12 protein-coding genes are annotated in these 16370 nt (G+C 60.0%); 5 read left to right on the top strand and 7 right to left on the bottom strand.

Features of this window, described 5'->3' with window-relative positions:
• Positions 1 to 209: 209 nt before the first annotated feature.
• Positions 210 to 1142: a LysR family transcriptional regulator gene (locus AB4Y87_RS22385; RefSeq protein WP_442006454.1), complete on the bottom strand. Its 933-nt coding sequence runs from the start codon at positions 1140 to 1142 to the stop codon at positions 210 to 212.
• 163 nt (positions 1143 to 1305) lie between these two features.
• Between AB4Y87_RS22385 and AB4Y87_RS22380 the strand changes: the two genes are divergently transcribed.
• Both AB4Y87_RS22380 and AB4Y87_RS22375 read left to right on the top strand, forming a co-directional pair.
• Positions 1306 to 2607, top strand: a complete 1302-nt coding sequence (locus tag AB4Y87_RS22380; protein ID WP_442006453.1) for an aromatic ring-hydroxylating oxygenase subunit alpha — start codon at positions 1306 to 1308, stop codon at positions 2605 to 2607.
• A complete protein-coding gene (locus AB4Y87_RS22375) occupies positions 2604 to 4019 on the top strand; it encodes a ferredoxin reductase (RefSeq protein WP_442006452.1) in 1416 nt (471 codons plus the stop codon). The genes AB4Y87_RS22380 and AB4Y87_RS22375 overlap by 4 nt, the downstream gene beginning before the upstream one ends.
• A 151-nt stretch (positions 4020 to 4170) precedes the next feature.
• Here the strand turns inward: AB4Y87_RS22375 and AB4Y87_RS22370 are convergent, their stop codons facing one another.
• The 3 genes from AB4Y87_RS22370 to AB4Y87_RS22360 form a co-directional block, all read right to left on the bottom strand.
• Positions 4171 to 6462, bottom strand: coding sequence for a molybdopterin-dependent oxidoreductase (locus AB4Y87_RS22370; protein WP_442006451.1), 2292 nt, complete (start codon positions 6460 to 6462; stop codon positions 4171 to 4173).
• A gap of 59 nt (positions 6463 to 6521) precedes the next feature.
• Positions 6522 to 7823, bottom strand: a complete 1302-nt coding sequence (locus AB4Y87_RS22365) for an FG-GAP repeat domain-containing protein (RefSeq protein WP_442006450.1) — start codon at positions 7821 to 7823, stop codon at positions 6522 to 6524.
• A 469-nt stretch (positions 7824 to 8292) separates the two neighbouring features.
• On the bottom strand, positions 8293 to 9366 hold the full coding sequence (locus tag AB4Y87_RS22360) for an LLM class flavin-dependent oxidoreductase (protein ID WP_442006449.1): 1074 nt from the start codon (positions 9364 to 9366) through the stop codon (positions 8293 to 8295).
• A gap of 66 nt (positions 9367 to 9432) precedes the next feature.
• Between AB4Y87_RS22360 and AB4Y87_RS22355 the strand changes: the two genes are divergently transcribed.
• Positions 9433 to 9939 (top strand): MarR family winged helix-turn-helix transcriptional regulator, encoded by a 507-nt coding sequence (locus AB4Y87_RS22355; protein ID WP_442006448.1) that lies wholly within the window; start codon positions 9433 to 9435, stop codon positions 9937 to 9939.
• Between the two features lie 137 nt (positions 9940 to 10076).
• Here AB4Y87_RS22355 and AB4Y87_RS22350 read toward each other — a convergent pair whose 3' ends face one another.
• From AB4Y87_RS22350 to AB4Y87_RS22340, 3 genes are all read right to left on the bottom strand, one after another.
• Positions 10077 to 11564, bottom strand: a complete 1488-nt coding sequence (locus tag AB4Y87_RS22350) for an NAD-dependent succinate-semialdehyde dehydrogenase (protein WP_442006447.1) — start codon at positions 11562 to 11564, stop codon at positions 10077 to 10079.
• A gap of 97 nt (positions 11565 to 11661) precedes the next feature.
• Positions 11662 to 12555 (bottom strand): LysR family transcriptional regulator, encoded by an 894-nt coding sequence (locus AB4Y87_RS22345; protein WP_442006446.1) that lies wholly within the window; start codon positions 12553 to 12555, stop codon positions 11662 to 11664.
• Positions 12556 to 12634: 79 nt separating this feature from the next.
• A complete protein-coding gene (locus AB4Y87_RS22340) occupies positions 12635 to 14278 on the bottom strand; it encodes a DUF5597 domain-containing protein (protein WP_442006445.1) in 1644 nt (547 codons plus the stop codon).
• Positions 14279 to 14428: 150 nt separating this feature from the next.
• On the opposite strand from AB4Y87_RS22340, the gene AB4Y87_RS22335 reads away from it, so the two are divergent.
• Complete coding sequence (locus AB4Y87_RS22335; protein ID WP_442006444.1) at positions 14429 to 15676, top strand: MFS transporter; 1248 nt, start codon at positions 14429 to 14431, stop codon at positions 15674 to 15676.
• A gap of 56 nt (positions 15677 to 15732) precedes the next feature.
• Positions 15733 to 16350, top strand: a complete 618-nt coding sequence (locus AB4Y87_RS22330) for a TetR/AcrR family transcriptional regulator (RefSeq protein WP_442006443.1) — start codon at positions 15733 to 15735, stop codon at positions 16348 to 16350.
• Positions 16351 to 16370 lie beyond the last annotated feature (20 nt).

The following is a 16370-nucleotide window of genomic DNA, read 5'->3' as shown; positions in this document are numbered from 1 at the left end:
CCACTTAGACAACGTTGTCAGTGTCAGAAGCTATGGCAAGTCCATCGGACAAGTCAACGGTTTCTTTTAGCCCTCTTAGGTGGCGCTTTCCGAATCAAACGTGGTGATTGACCGCGTGGAGTAACGCGGGTAACCTCAAACACATACTCAGTCGATAACGCGCGTTACTCCGCGCTTGCTACGTTAGGCGAGGCGACCAGACAAAGACTTCAGAGATCGTCTTCGGGACGGGCAGTGAGAATCCGATGGGCGCTTTGCTGCAGGATGCCAAGCGACTCTTGGACCAGGGGCGATGTGATGCTGCCGCGCCGCACCGCGGCGACAATGCGGCGCGAGGGCTTACCCCTGCCGGTGATACGGAGGCGAACTACGTTTTCTGCACTACGCAGCGGCGCCAGTCGCGGCAGCAGGCCCACGCCCAGCCCTGCGCCCACGAAGGCGATTTGGGTTTCCCACTCAACGGCCTCATGGGCAATTCGTGGTGTTACCCCGGCCGCGGTGAACGCCGCGGTGAAGAGGGAATGGTAGGTGGAGCCGGCGGCCTCGGTGATCCAGGGTTCTGACGCCAGCTCTTGGAGAGTCACTGTTTCCCGCGATGCCAACGGATGGTCAGAGGGAATGATCACGTCCAGGGGGTCATCGAGCAGGACGGTCTGTTCGAAGCGGGGATCGTCCTCAGCGTAAGTGTCGGACTGCATGGCAACGATGACCGCAAGGTCGATCCGCTCGGCAACCAACAAGTCGAAGCAGCGGGCAGGATTGGCTTCAAGGACCTGCACCTCCAGCAGGGGACGTGTTGAGCGAAGGGTCGCGGCGAGCGGCGCGAGCAACTGGGCGGCCGCCGTCGAGAATCCGCCGAGGCCAAAATGGGACTGCACCTGGTCGCCAGCCTCCATGGCGGCTGCACGCAGGCTCTCCCAGTCGGCAATGAGGGTGTCCGAACCCGCCACGAGAAAGCGGCCAGTGGCGGTCAGTCGCACCCCCCGGCCGTCCTTCGTCAGCAGCTGCATTCCAAGCACGCGCTGGAGCTCGCGCAACTGCGCGGAGACGGCGGAGGGAGAATAGCCTGTGAGCTCCGCGGTGGCGCCAATGGTGCCGCAGCGGGCAAACACTCGAAGTGTGATGAGTCTCGCATCGATCATGCACCTATTGTGCATGGTTATCTTCCAAATGTTGCGCTTTTGTTGCAGCTCATTGGTCCCTAATCTCATGACTACAAGGATTTTGAAAACAACATCGGTTGCACCCAAGCACCCTTGGTCGCCATGAATCGCACGCTAACCCAGGCCTCCCGGGAGGAAACACATGTCTGCTCCAGTCTTGCCCMTCAATTCACGCGGAAAACTCGCTTCATCTTTGCCTGCAGAGCAGCTGGCAGAGATCAACGAGTTGTTCGAGTTCCGGCGCAAGGGGTATTCCCTCGATGCGCCTTTCTACACCGATGCCACGATCTTCAAGATCGACATGGAAGCCATTTTTGGCCAGCACTGGATCTTTGCCGCCAGCATTGCCGAGCTCCCGGAGCCGGGCGACTACGTCACCGTCGACTATGGACCCTACTCCCTGATCGTGCTGCGCAATGACGACGGCGGCGTGAACGTACTGCACAACGTCTGCCGCCACCGCGGCGCCCGCGTCTTGACTGAGCCCGCCGGATCAACAGGCAACCTGGTCTGCGGCTACCACTCCTGGACATACTCCCCGGAGGGCAACCTGATCCATGCCTCGGCGCCGGGGGAGACGAAGTTCGACAAGGGGTGCTTCGGCCTCAAGCGCGCCCACAGCCGCGTGGTTGCCGGACTGATCTTCGTCTGCATTGCGGACGAACCGCCCACCGACTTTGACGAGACCTCCAAGATCTTCGAGCCTTACCTCGCACCCCACGATCTGTCCAAGACGAAAGTCGCTTACCAGCAGAACATCGTTGAAGAGGGCAACTGGAAGCTCGTCATGGAGAACAACCGTGAGTGCTACCACTGCGACGGCCACCCGGAACTCGCTTGTTCCCTCTTCCCCACCTGGGGCCTGACGGAGGGCTTGATCCCGGCCCACCTTGAAGAGGTCTGGGACCGCAACAAGGAAGCACAGGCATCGCTCGAGGAGCGTTGCCGCCGCTATGGCCTTCCCTACGAGGTGGTGGAAGAGCTCGACACCCGAATTGCTGGAATCCGTATCTCTCGGGWATCGTTGGACGGCGACGGCGAATCGTTCTCGCCCGATGGGCACAGGCTCTCCAAGAAGCTGCTCGGCGATTTGCCCGACTTTCGGCTTGGCCGCTGCTCGATGCACCTTCAGCCAAACAGCTGGTTCCACTTCCAGAGCGACCACGTCATCACGTTCGGGGTCTTCCCCATCAACGAGCACCAGTCCTTGGTCCGCACCACGTGGCTGGTAGCCGACGACGCCGTGGAAGGTGTCGACTACGACCTGGAGAAGCTCACCTACACCTGGAAGCAGACCAATCTGCAGGACAAGGCGTTCGTGGAGCTGTGCCAGACGGGCGCCGGCAGCCCCGCCTACGAGCCCGGCCCGTACATGAAGAGTGAATACCAGGTGGAGGCATTCATTAACTGGTACGTGCAGCGTGTCCAGGAGCACCTGGCATGATTGAACTCCTCACTGAGACGGCAGTCCAGGAACCGCAGCGCATTCGCGGCCTTGAGATGCCCTGGAACCGGGTGATGGGAAGCACCGAGGGACCCGCCAGCGCTGCCCGCGCGCTGGGCCCTTGGCATCCCCAGGAGTTCATGGCCGAGTGTGTCGAGGTGGTTCCCGAGGTGGGCGGCATGATGACCTTCGTGTTCCGCCGCTGCGACGGTGCGCCGCTGGCGTTCCGTGCGGGGCAGTACGTGAACGTCGCCTTTCCCGTGAACGGCGAGGACCAGGATCCGGTGGACCGGAGTTACTCACTGTCCAGTTCGCCAACTCAGCCGTGGACCTTTAACATCACAGTCAAACGCGACGCCACGGGCCTTGTCTCTCCTTGGGTGCACGAGAACATCAAAGCCGGCACCGTCCTGGACATGCTCGGCCCGGTTGGGGCATTTCACCTGCCCGATGCCGACCGCCGGGCACGTTACCTCTTGTTGGCTGCCGGCGCAGGGATCACGCCCATCATGTCCATGGTGCGGACCATCCACTCCCTGCCCGGGCACGCCGACGTCATCGTGCTCTATCACGGCGCGGAGGCTGGAGGCTTTGCGTTCCACAAGGAGTTGGCCTACATCGCCTCCGTGGATTCGCGGGTCAAGGTCTTCTACTCCCTTGGCGACCGCAGCAAGCCGGAGGGGTGGGAAGGGCTCACCGGAAGGCTGACGGCGGCCATGTTGGACGAAGTGGCCCCCGACGCCAACGGCCGCCAAGTCTATGCCTGCGGTCCGGAGGGTTACCTGAACACCGCAACGGAGCTCCTGGGGAAGGTCGGCGTCGACGACACCTCCATCTACATGGAATTCTTTTCGGGAGACCGCCAGACGATCCTTGAATACCAGGCGGAGCTCGCGCTAGCAGCGGACATTGCCGAGGAAATCGCGGACGAAATCGCCGATTCCGCGGAGGACTACTACGAAAGCCAGCCCACAGCGTTCGGGCTCTACGAGCCAGGCTACGACGCCGAGGGAACCCTGAAGGCCGGGGGACTTCCGCTGGAAACCATCGATCCGGATGCACCTAGTGCGGAAGCGCTCGACGGCGGTGCGGACGCGGTGCCGCAGGCAGCGTCCCCGGATGCCTCAAGCTTCGACACAGTCGGAACGGGGAGCCTCACCCTGTCCTTTATGCGCACCGGAATCAATGTGCGCATCGATCCCACAGAACACATCCTGGGGGCGGCCCAGCGTGCGGGCGTCAGGATCGGGGCGAACTGCAAGGAAGGCATGTGCGGCTCGTGCAAGGTCGTCAAGCTTTCCGGTGAAGTGGAAATGAACCACCAAGGCGGGATCCGGGCTAGGGAAATCGATGCAGGCAAGTTCCTGCCCTGCTGCTCCACAGCGCGGACCGACATGGTGATCGATGCCTAGGGTCTTCCAGTCGCGGCGATAGGATCCTCCACGTTTTAAGAGTCCAGCGTTTCGAGGCCGGAATCGCCGTTCGGGTCCCACTTCGGGAACTGTATTATCTACGGCCAGGGGCCTACATGGCCCCTGACCGTGGACAAAACCACTGAAGGTGCTATCGCTCTGGGATCAAAACGGGGGAAATTCTCACCGTGAGATCGGGGATCTCAGCCGACCACGCTTCGACCTCGACGAGCGCGTGTTGCGCCGTCGTGGCCTGTGACAGGCTTGATGACGGCCTGTCTGCTGTCAGGACATTGGCATTCCCATGCCTGCAAAAGGAGGGGTCATTCGGTGCCGGATCGTACCAAGCTCCGGCCGAAAGCTGAACAACACCCCGCCGCAGAGAAGGACTGATAGTCAAACCCGCTAAACACCTTCCCCGATCATTCCGCACGAGAACAACCTGTCCGTTTTCAAGGCCGCGAGCTGCCGCGTCATCCGGGTTCATTCGTATGGGTTCTCGCCCCTGGATCTTGGATTTCTGGCTTGTGGCCCCTACATCGAGTTGGCTGTGAAGTTTTGTCTTTGGCTGGTTGGCAATGAGGTGCAGGGGATAGTCGCTTGACGAGCCAAGCCATTCGTCAGGCTCGATCCACACGGGGTGGCCCGGGCAATCGGCATAGCCAAAACCGGCAATTGTCGAGGAGAATATTTCGATCTTTCCACTCGGTGTTCCGAGCGGGTACTTCCCGGGATTCTGACGGTAGTCCGAGAGCAAAACCTGGCTGGGTTCAATGACGGGGATCTCGATCTTCTCTGATTCCCAGAACGTCTCGAAATCGACGACTTTGACGCCTCGTTCGCTGAGCTTGCTGCTCCATTGTCCGTACAGGTGGCGGAGCCAACCCATAGTGTCGCGTTTCTCCGTGAACGCGTCAACTGTTCCAAGCTTTGCTGCTATTGCGGAGAAAATATCATAGTCATCGCGGGCGATGCCGGCAGGTTCAGTCAGTGCATGCATCGGGAAAAACGAAGGGTCATTTCGGCCCGCTCCATAGTCGTTTCGCTCGATCGACATGGTTGCTGGAAGCACGATGTCGGCATGGCGTGCTGTACTGGTCCAGAACTGTTCATTCACGATGACAGTAGCTGGTTGGGCCCATGCCTTCCGGAATCGTGCCAAGTCCTGATGATGATGGAACGGGTTACCGCCGGCCCAGTAAATCAACTCGATCTCTGGCAGGGTGATTTGCTTGCCATTGAAATCTATCTGGCTTCCTGGATTGAGCAGCATGTCGGCTATCCGGGCCACAGGAATGTATGAAGTCTCGGGATTGCGGCCTTGGGGAAATGAAGGCGCACTGGAGACACCCAAAGGTAGTCCTACATCTGCGGAGGAACCGTAACCGTGCTGGAACCCTCCGCCAGGCAACCCGATCTGTCCAAGCATCGCGGCGAGGGTCACCCCGAGCCATATTGTCTGCTCACCGTGCTGTTGCCGCTGCATGGACCAACTCAGATTGATCATGGTTCGTGATGCAGCCATGTCACGTGCGAGTTGGGTAATTCGAATCGCCGGAACCCTCGTCAGCTTTTCAGCCCAGCTCGGATTTTTTGGTTCACCGTCAACATCCCCCCGAATGTAGGGCAGGAATTCATCAAGACCGACACAATACCGGGCGAGGAACTTCTCGTCGGCGAGTTTTTCATTGTCCAGTACATACGCAAGGGCCAGCATCAGGGCGGCGTCGCTTCCAGGTATCGGCGCGATCCACTCGGCACCGGCTTCCTTGTACGTGTCGTCGCTTATCGGCGTCACGTCAATGAAGCGGCAGCCCCGAGCTACTGCTTTCCGGATTGCGGCCCTTGCAACATGGCGTCCGACTCCGCCAGGAGCAATTCCGCTGTTCTTCTCGGAAATTCCCCCGAAGGCAACGAAGAGCTCTGTCTTCTCACTTACTACTTCCCATGAGGTTGCGCCAGCCATGACCTGGTTGGGCGAAGCACCGATGACGTGCGGCAGAAGCACACCAGAGGCGCCGTAGCTGTAGTCTGTTACGCCGGAAACATAGCCCCCCAACCCGTTCAAGAATCGGTGGATCTGACTTTGCGCGTGATGAAACCTGCCGGCGCTGGCCCAGCCATATGAACATCCATACACAGAGGAAGGGCCTTTTTCGGAGTAGACCCGCCCCAGTTCTGCGCTGGCCAACTCAATTGCACGATTCCAGGAAACTTCAACAAAGGGTTCATTTCCCCGGCCAGACCCGCTTCCGGGTCCATGTTCCAGCCAGCCAGCACGAATGGCAGGGCGCAGTATACGAGTCGGGTGGTGTTGTGCGGACGCCATGTTGTCCAAGAGGTCACGGGGGTCGAGGTCTTGGGACCAAGGTCTGACAGACAGCAGAGCTTTCCCGTCACTTTCGGCTTCGAAGGCTCCCCAGTGCGTCAAATGCGTGCGCATGCGTCAGACTCCCTTGGATGCTGTTCGGATGACCGTTGGCCAGTGTTGGAAAGTCACGCTCAGATGAGGGAACGGAAAATGTCCCACCCGGTGCCAATGGTTTCGTCGGTGGGAACGAACCCGCTGTACTTGAGCAGGTCGCCGTCCGGGTTGATGGCGATAGTGTCGTTTCGGGTCACGGTGTGCCCCCAATGTATAGCCTCGCCCAGGTTGTGTGTATAGCTGCCGACGCCGATGATCTCGGACATCGCGTCCCAGCCAGGGCCCCAGGTACCAGCCCCTTCCCAACCTCCTTGGCCATTGGAGCGGTATTCGTGCATGTAGCCGCTGTAATCACGTCCGAGGACATCAACATTACCGTCGCCGCTTAAGTCGCCGGGGGCAATGATCTTGTCAAAGACCTGCCACCCGGTGCCCACAACCTGTGGTCGCTTCCAGCCACCGTCGCCATCGCCGGGGTACAGGTGGAGATCACCGTCGGCGTCGCGGGCGAGCACGTCGTTGATGGAGTCTCCGTCGAAATCGCCGGCGCCCACGATCGTGTCGAATATGTTCCAGCCCGTGCCGACGACCTTTCTGTCCAGCCAGCCTCCGCGGCCATCACCCGGATACAAATAGAGGTCTCCCTTCGCGTCCCGCGCGAGGATGTCGTTATTGCCGTCGCCGTCGAAATCGCCGGGTGAGAACACGATGTTGAAGACGTCCCATCCGGTGCCAACAAGCCTGGGCTCATCCCACTGCGCCACCTCATAACTGGGGCACAGTCCTGCGTCGCAGGCTCCTAAACCATAGGTATACGTGCGTGGATAGAGGACCAGGTCCCCGTCGTCAGTACGGCCCAGCAGCTCGAAGTTGCCCCGCCCGGTCCAACCCGTTGCCCGGTTGGAGGCCGCAATTGGTGCGGTCTCCTTACTGTGCAGCAGGGTGTTTTCATCGCCCCGCAGGGAGTCGCCGCATTGTGGCTTTTCCGGAGTCGTGGCGTAGACGTTGAAGGACAGTCGGTTCCCGCGGTCCTCAGGCAGAATTTTGAGCGGTTCCACCTGACGTTCTGTAGGAAGAGGAGTTCCATTACTGAGCCATTCGATCGTGTAGCCAGCAGGCGCTGCTTCAGTCTTGTCGCAGCCCGAGAATTCTGCTGGAGCACCCATTCGAAGCTCTGACCCTACGTACGGCATTCCGATCAGGGAGACGATTCCATCCATATCAATGTGGTGGAGGGGGCGGGTATCTGCGGCCGCTGCAGGCGCAGCGCCGCCAGCAGCCACAGTGGTCACAGGCAGGGCAGCGATGACGCCGGGGCCCGTCAACGACAGCGCATGCATAGCGGCAAGAACTCGTTTGCTCAGTGATGAGGAGATCATTTAGGCCCATTCCTGGTAAGGGTCATGGTTGTTGCGGACCCATGCAGGCCCTCGGGTATCAACCTATCGGCAGACGTTCCGGGACGGCAGGATTAACGTGCCGCGAATGTGATGCTGGAAGGTGGCGGGAGCGTAACAGGTAGCGCGGCCGCGAATAGGGACGAAAGACGAGTACTGACTACTCGTGCACCAAGTTTGCATGTTGGTCTTTACTAAATGCAGCGGAACCCAAATAACTGCCAATGACCCCCCAACGCTTGGCGGTTGGTGCCCAAGGGTTCCGTCGGCCTGGACCGGACAACTGCAGCCAATGCAGATGTCCGGCCCTTAGCCAGGCCAAGACAACATTAGAAGCCGAAAGGTCCGAAGCGGGAGATCGCTACGCCAGCGGCAAGAATGGCCAAGGCCAGGTTAACGATGACGTTTGGCTTTTCGCCGCGCGCCCATGGGCTTCTTGAGGAAGGTGTGACTACGAACCGGCCGGGTGGTCATTATCCGCAAGGATTTCGCGGACCATGGGAACTACCCTGCTGCCGTAGAGTTCTACTGCTTTGAGCCGGTGGCTGATCGGCTGGGCTCCGGAAGTGAAGATGAGGTCGAACCGGCCAATCTCCATTGCGGCGACTGCCCGGGCGATCTTCTTGGCCACCGTCTCCGGGGATCCGATGTACATGGAGCCGTGCTCGATTTCCGCTTCAAAGTCTGAGCGGCGGACGGGGGGCCAGCCGCGGAGTGCTCCGATCCGATCACGGACTATTTTGTAGTGGGGCCAGAAGATCTCTTTGGCTTCGTTGTCCGTGTCGGCTATGAACCCGGGGGAGTGCATTCCTACAGGCCATGCTGTGGTGCCGAATTCTGCGGAAGCCCGCTTGTACAGATCAATGAAGGGCGTGAATCGCTCAGGCTGACCTCCAATGATGGCGAGCATCAAAGGGAAGCCATACTTTGCTGTCCGGACCACGGACGCGGGTGTGCCTCCGACGCCGACCCAGGTCTTGAGCCCGTGTTCGGTCTTCGGATAGACATCCGCGTCAACCAGCGGCGTGCGCGTGGAGCCGTTCCATGTGACGGGTTTCTCTTTCAGGAGTTGTGCGAAGAGCTCAATCTTTTCCTCAAAGAGTTTGTCGTAGTCCTTTAGGTCATAGCCGAAAAGCGGGAACGACTCCGTGAAGGAGCCTCTGCCCAAGATGACCTCGGCACGACCATTGGAAAGTGCATCAACGGTCGCAAACCGCTGGAAGACCCTCACCGGATCGTCCGAGCTGAGCACCGTAACGCCGGATCCAAGCCGGATACGGGAGGTAACAGTCGCCATCCCGGCCAGCACAGTTTCCGGGGACGACACCGAATATTCCGGGCGGTGGTGCTCGCCAACGGTGAAGACATCCACGCCGAGCTGATCAGCGATCACGGCCTCATCCACCAATTGCCGGATGGCCCGGGCGTGGCTCACTGGTATGCCTGCATCGTCCAGGGGGATATCACCGAAAGTATCCAAACCAAAGATCACGTGCTCACGGCCCTTAGCTAATTGATGCGTCAATTACCTAATTGACGCGTCAATCATCACCCGGTATTGTTGACATGTCAAGCGAGGGGAAAAATTGTGATGAAGCAAAGCAGCAACGGCGTCAGGCGGAGTCCAACTGCCGATGAGCTTGCTATTTGGCGTGAGTACGTGGAGACAAGTGAGGAAGTCAAGCAGGCGATGGCAGCAGGGCTCCAGGCCACCTCCGGCGTATCACCGGGGGATTACTCGGTGCTCCTGAGACTGAGCGAAGCGGAGGGGCATCGCCTCAGGTCCTCCGCCCTGGCTGAAGGAATTGGGTGGGAGCGGAGCAGGCTCTCCCATCATTTGGGGCGCATGGAGAGTCGGGGGCTCATCTGCAGGAAAAAGTCCAGTAACGACAGTCGCGGCGCCGTGGTGGAACTGACCGACGACGGCGCACGCACTTTCCGCGCGTCGTCTGCGCCACATCTTCGGCTCGTACGCGAGCTGTTCATAGACGCGCTCAGCACCGAAGAGCTGGACACCCTTGCCGAAATCGTCAAGCGACTGCGCCGACATCTGGAAGATGTCCTGGACGTCTCCGCTCCCGGAACCCCTGAGGCCTAACCTCAGAGTTAGCCACGGGAGGCACCTGCCGGCGTCGTGCATTTCCACCTGATTCAAGGCGATCTATCGCAAAACGTTGAGACCGACGCCAACAGGCGCCGGTCTCAACGGGGTATGTAGATAGGAGCGGGCTCGCGTTATGCGGTGGCGCGTCGCGCCACGTTGTAGAAGCGGATGTTCTCGTATTCTTCCAGGCCCTCGGCGCTTCCTTCGCGTCCGAGACCTGACTGCTTGACGCCTCCGAAGGGGGCGCCTGCGTTGGATGGGACGCCTTGGTTGATGCCGACGATCCCTGTCTGGAGACTGTCGGCGACGTTGAGGGCGCGGTCCAGGTTCTCGGTGAAGACGTAGCCGGCGAGTCCGAATTCTGTGGCGTTGGCGCGGTCGATTACTTCGGCCTCGGAGCTGAAGCGCTGTATCGCCGCGATGGGTCCGAAAATCTCGGACTGGGCGACGTCGGAATCTTCCGTAACGCCGTCCAGGACGGTCGGGGCGAAGAAGTTGCCTACGGAATCGTATCCGTGGCCGCCGGTGAGCAGGGTGGCGCCCAGAGCAACGGCGTTCTCGGTGTAGGAGTGCATTTGAGCGACAGCACGGTCATCGATCAGCGCGCCAAGCCCAGTCTGCTGTCCGAGGCCGCTTCCCACAGCGACCTGGGCGAAGCGTTCGGTGAGCGCTGCTACAAAGTCATCCGCTATTCCGTCCTGGACGTAAATCCGGTTGGCTCCAATGCAGGACTGGCCGCCGTTGCGGAGTTTTGCGGCAAACGTTCCATCCACTGCCCGCTGYAGATCGGCGTCGTTGAAGACGATGAGCGGAGCGTTGCCGCCAAGCTCCATTGAGCTTCGGAGAACATTCTGGGAGGCGAGCTTCAGGAGCTGACGGCCCACCGGCGTCGATCCTGTGAAGGATACCTTCCTGACCCTTGGATCGAGCAGGACGGCTTCGCTGAACGCCCCCGATTTTGAGGTGGTGATGACCTGGATCAGGTCTTCGGGAACCCCGGCTTCGACGGCGAGTTGTACGGCAAAGTACGTCGTGAGGGGAGTGAGGGTCGCGGGCTTGATGACTACGGGGCATCCTGCAGCCAGGGCGGGTGCGATTTTTCGGGTTGCCATCGCTAAAGGGAAATTCCATGGCGTGATCAGTACCGCCAGGCCGACGGGGGAGCGGCGTGTCAGGAGGCTAGCACCACCATCCGGCGTTTCGCGGAAGTTCCCTCCGGGACGCACGGCTTCCTCGGCGTACCAGCGAACGAAGTCGGTGCCGTATTTGACCTCGCCGCGTGCCTCTGCCAGCGGCTTGCCCATTTCGCGCGAAATCAGGTGAGCGAGATCCTCAGTGTGGGCCACGAGCTTGTCGTACCATGCATGAAGCACGTCCGCGCGATGGCGAAGACTGCTCTTGGACCAGGCCGCTCCAGCTTTGTCGGCCGTCGCAACAGCTTCCAGTGCGGCCTCGACATCGGCGTCGGGGACATGGGCTATGGTCTCACCTGTCGCAGGATCGTGGACTGCGATGCCCGAGCTGGGAAGGCTGATGGATTGAATGACGGCATCCGCGTGTTGGAGGTTGACGGGGTCTGCCGCAATCAGGGGAGTAGTGACGTCGGATATGAGGCTCATCGGTTCTCTCTTTAGTAGTGGGCTGCCTGAAGCCAATGTATCTACGACGAAAAGTAAATAAAAGCGAACCTTTTTGACGCGTATATGTAAGCGCTCCTTACATGTCGGTGGCGTGCAGCACTTGGGCTATCGCTTCCCTGACGGCGACAAGGGAAGCGCTGCGCTCAGAGCCGGACCGAACGAGGAACTGGATGCTGCGCTGTTGGTCGGCCGGCAACCAGGAACCAGGTGAAATGAGACTGCCTGCTTCGCGCACCACCATGTCAGGCAGGAAGGCAGCGGCGAGGCCTTGTTCAACCATGCGGAGGTGGAAAAGGAGATCCGAAGACACGTAGGCAATCACGGGTTCAATGCCTAGTTCACGGCAGACGCGCATTGCCCATTGTGACGAGGCCGTATGCGGCGGCTCTGCTGCCCAACGAAGCTCCTTTAGATCGTCAAAGCCAGCGAACTCCAGGCCATGGGGAAGGTAGCCGCGGATGGGGTCCTGGCCGATCACGGTGGTGTGCACTCCTCCGGGCGGCGCCACTGTTGTTCCAGGAAACGCATCGCTGACCACGGCATCGACCTGCCGCGAGATCAACTGGACGACTGCCTGCTCGGGATCCTCGCGTCGCAACCTGACGTCGAGACCGGGGAAATTTCGGGCCAACTCCGCCAGCGCAAGGGGCATCACGCTGCGGCTGATGGTGCTGAATGCCGCTATGGTCACAATCCCTTGAGGCCGCTCATGGGAGGTCGCAAGATCAGCCTCAGCGCGTTCCATCGCCGCCAATATTGCCTCCGTGTTGTGTACTAGTTCCTCGCCTGCCGGGGTGAGCCGGACGTTTCGCCCCACCCGTTCAAGAAGGACGACACCTGTTTCCTTCTCCAACAAGCTGAGCTGCTGCGAGATGGCGGAGTGGCTGTAGGAAAGTTCGCGGGCGGCGGCACTCATGCTGCCGTGCAGCTTGACTTCCCTGAGAAGGGTGAGGCGATGGAGGTCGAGCATGCTGGCACCTGTCTGATTGCTGTCGGTTGAGTTCAACGGCGCGCGATCCAGCGGTGTGACTGGGTGTGCTCCCCTCCAATCAAACCAGTTGGGGCGACATCCGAGGATACGGGTAGATGCGGCAGATCGAGATGCCGGTGTGCATGTGCCCCATGGGAATCGGGAACACCGCGGTGGACATTGGTTCGTTGTGTGGATGGATCCAGGTAGTGCCGCCTGCTGTCTCATCCCCGTTGAGTAAACGTCCGGGTCGGGCATCAGCCACCCCGGATATTTCCTGCACGGATTCCATGCCGATGTTCGATTCTCCGTCGATCGCGGTGAAAGCTATTTTGAATCCGCGGCCGATCGCCGCGAACTCATTTGATCCCAGCTGGCGGATGATCCCGTAAGCGCATGTGCCGATAGGGTCGGTTCCGATGGCAGTCATCCGCGTTACAGTCATTCGAACAGTCGAAAAGACGAGGTCGATCTGCGGCTGCTGATCAGTGAGGAAGAACCCGCGCTGTTGGCCAGCGGAGTACACGGTGTCGCTAAGTAGATGATCGGCGCGGGCGAGGAGATCGTAGGCGTCAGCAAGTGCTTGGAGATCCTCGGCGCTGCCGGAATCAACGCCGAATGGTGATACGCCGAGGGCGCCGAATTCTCCGATGGCTTCAAAGATATGCCCGACTCCAGTAATGTCGCGCCGCATTTCCGGGATGAACAGTCCCTTGGATGCGGCAACGTAGTTGCCGAAGATTGTCCTGCTGTCTCCGAAATAGAAATCGGGCGCCAGCAGATCGATGGAGGGCGCGCACGCCTGCCAGATATCGGCGACGTGGGGGAGCGGCCCACCACTTGGATAGATGCCTGGCCGCTGGCCTCCAGCAACAGCGAAACCCGGAAGGTCGACGTCGATATCGCTGTCCAGCCACGTGTTCACAAATAGGGGAAGTGCCGAGTGCTGCCGGCCGGCATGTGCGACACGTTCGATGTGGGTTGCGATCCCGTACGCCATGAAGGCCTCGTCAGAGCGGTCGGGAGAGGGAAGTACTTCCGGCCACACGGTGATATTGGCGCCCAGTGCTTCTCGTGGCCGGTTTGCCAGGGCATCAACCACAGGCTGCGGCACTGGTTTGGTGAATGCAGCATTGGCTGGATGGGAATGATCCCGCGGAGCTCCAAGAAGGCCGACCTCGTTCTCCACCTGCACCATGAGGACGGTTCTCTGCTCGCCGTCGATCATCTCGACGTGCCGCATCAGAGCGGCAAACGCCGTGGCATCCAATGGCTCCTCTGTGAAGGGAGAAAGGGTGTCAGTGAGACGCCCATCCTCCAGAACGCATCGCGTAAAGCGCGTCCAGTCCCTCTTTACCCAGGCAGGAGCATAGGTGGAGGCCCCATTCTTCCAAGCCCCGAACCAGAGGATGATCAAACGCAATCCAACACCGCGGGCCGACTCAATCAAGTGTGTAACTTGGGCCAGTTCAAAGGTGCCTTCAGTGGGCTCGACGGTCTCCCACGACACCGGTGCCAGGACTGTATTCGCGCCAACCGTGAGGGCTGACTCCAGTCCATTCCGGAACGCTTCAGGGGACGAACTGGACGAGTTATGCAGTTCGACGCCTCGGACCAGAAAGGGCGAGCCATCGACGATGAGTCGTGCCCGTCCAGTTGATCTTTCGAGCGTGGGAACATGCGTCGAATTCAACTTCATTTCGAGAAGTACTTCGGTTGACACGATTTGGACCTCCATTGGTTAAAATGTGGCAAGTGCACGGTTTTAGAGTAGCAGGGCAAAGGAACTTTTCTCAAAATGTAGCGCATGCACTGTTTTTGAGCTATCGTCTTCCTTGTCGGACGTTCGTCCCCATGCAAAGGAGCATCCTAAATGGCAATAACTTCCTCAGCCCCAGGCCAGTCTCAGGACACTGTGCCGGCCGCACGACTAGGGCGCCTCGGGCCACTACTCTTCTTGGCGCACGCTGGCTGGATGCTACCGTTCAGTGCTGCTGGGGCCCTTATCCCCGCCCTGATGGCCCAGATTGATCCCGATCAAAAGGTTGCACTCTATGCCACGCTGGCAGCGGCCGGTTCGATCGCCAGCATGATAGCGACCATCGTTTTCGGTGCCTTGTCTGATCGGACACGTACCCGTTTCGGACGGCGAAATCCCTGGATTGCAAGCGGTGGAATCGTGCTCGGCCTTGCCGCCACGATGATGTCGTTCACGAGCGAGTTTGCCATCCTGGTCGTTCTCTGGGTTGTTCTTCAGATCGGGCTTGCTGTCGTCCTCGYTCCGCTGTTCGCCGTGCTGCCCGAACGAGTGAGCGCCAAGAACCTTGGAAAGGCCTCCACCCTCATCGGACTCGGTCAGCTGCTGGCGCAGAGTCTGGGCGCGATCGTTGGTGGCGCTTACATCACGATGCCGAGGGAGGGACTCCGTTGGCTGCCGTGGCTCATAGCCGTGGCAATGATCATCTTTGTCCTCCTCTCGCGTGAGAAGGACAACCGCGACGTCGCACGCGAACCCCTGTCTCTTGGCGCACTGTTGCGCGGCTTCGTTCCGCCAAGGGACAGGGATTTCCTGCTCGCCCTTATCGGCCGCTTCCTTCTTCTCCTGTCGTTCATGATGGTCTTGCTGTACCAGCTCTTCGTCCTCACGGACTACATCGGACTGGATATTGCTGAGGCGGGCGGCGTGATCGGGACCGGCGGAGTGATCATGGCCATCTCTTCAGGAATCGCCACGCTGATCTCGGGCCCGCTCTCGGATAGGATCAAGCGACGCAAACCAATCGTGATCGTCGCTTCGCTGGTTTTTGCCGCAGCCGAACTTCCACTTGTTTTTGCCGCCGACCTTAGTGCCTTCTACCTGTTCCTCGCTGTCGGTGGTTTCGCCTACGGAATGTATATCGCCGTTGACCAGGCGCTGCTCGCTGAAGTTCTCCCGGACGCCGAGAACCAAGGCAAGGACATGGGCATCCTGAACATTGCCAATACTGGACCCCAGATCATTGCCCCGATCGTCGCCGGGATAGTCGTATCGATCGCAGGATTCCAACTGGTGTTCGGGATGGCGGTTGCGCTAGCGGTTCTGGCAGCGGTGGTGCTGGTTCCGATTCGCCGCGTCCGATGACGGTAGACGGGGGGTCTGCCACCTGGTTGACCCCCCGGTCCGCGTAGCATTGCCACGTGACTACATCCGCTACGCCGACCCCCAAAAGAGCTACGCGCGGCAGCTACGCGAAAACGGAAGCCCGCCGGCGGCAAATCATCGAAGCCGCCACCGTTGAGTTCGCCACCCGCGGTTACACAGGTGGCTCTCTCCGGGAAATCGCAAAGGCCCTTTCGTTAAGCTTCACAGGCTTGATGCACCATTTTCCGAGCAAGGAACTGCTCCTCGAAGCCGTGCTTGAGCACGCGGACCAGTTAGCTGCCAGCGAGTTCGAACGCCGTCGACTTGCCGACGGTCTCCTCGAAGCGATCCTTTGGCTGGCTGAATATAACCTTGGGCATCCTCAGCTACTACGTCTCTTGGCCGTCCTCAGTGCAGAGGCATCGTCGCCGGGGCACCCTGCGCACGGATGGTTCACAACCCGTTATACAAACCTCCGGCAGGCCTTCACCGCTCACATTCGCGAGGATCAAGCTAAGGGACTCATCGATACAAGCTGTAACGCTGAGCTCGCCGCTGCCTCCATCGTGGCCAGCTGGGACGGGACCCAGCTTCAGTGGCTCATCGATCCAAGCTTTGACATGATGCCCGCCTTTAGCCACTCAATCCGGACCGCGCTGCGCGGCATGGCGTAAAGCCCATCACAAGGTATTCC

Source organism: Paenarthrobacter sp. RAF54_2 (assembly GCF_052113945.1).
In the GTDB taxonomy this organism is placed as follows: Bacteria; Actinomycetota; Actinomycetes; order Actinomycetales; family Micrococcaceae; genus Arthrobacter.
This window is presented reverse-complemented; position numbering and strand designations above follow the sequence as displayed.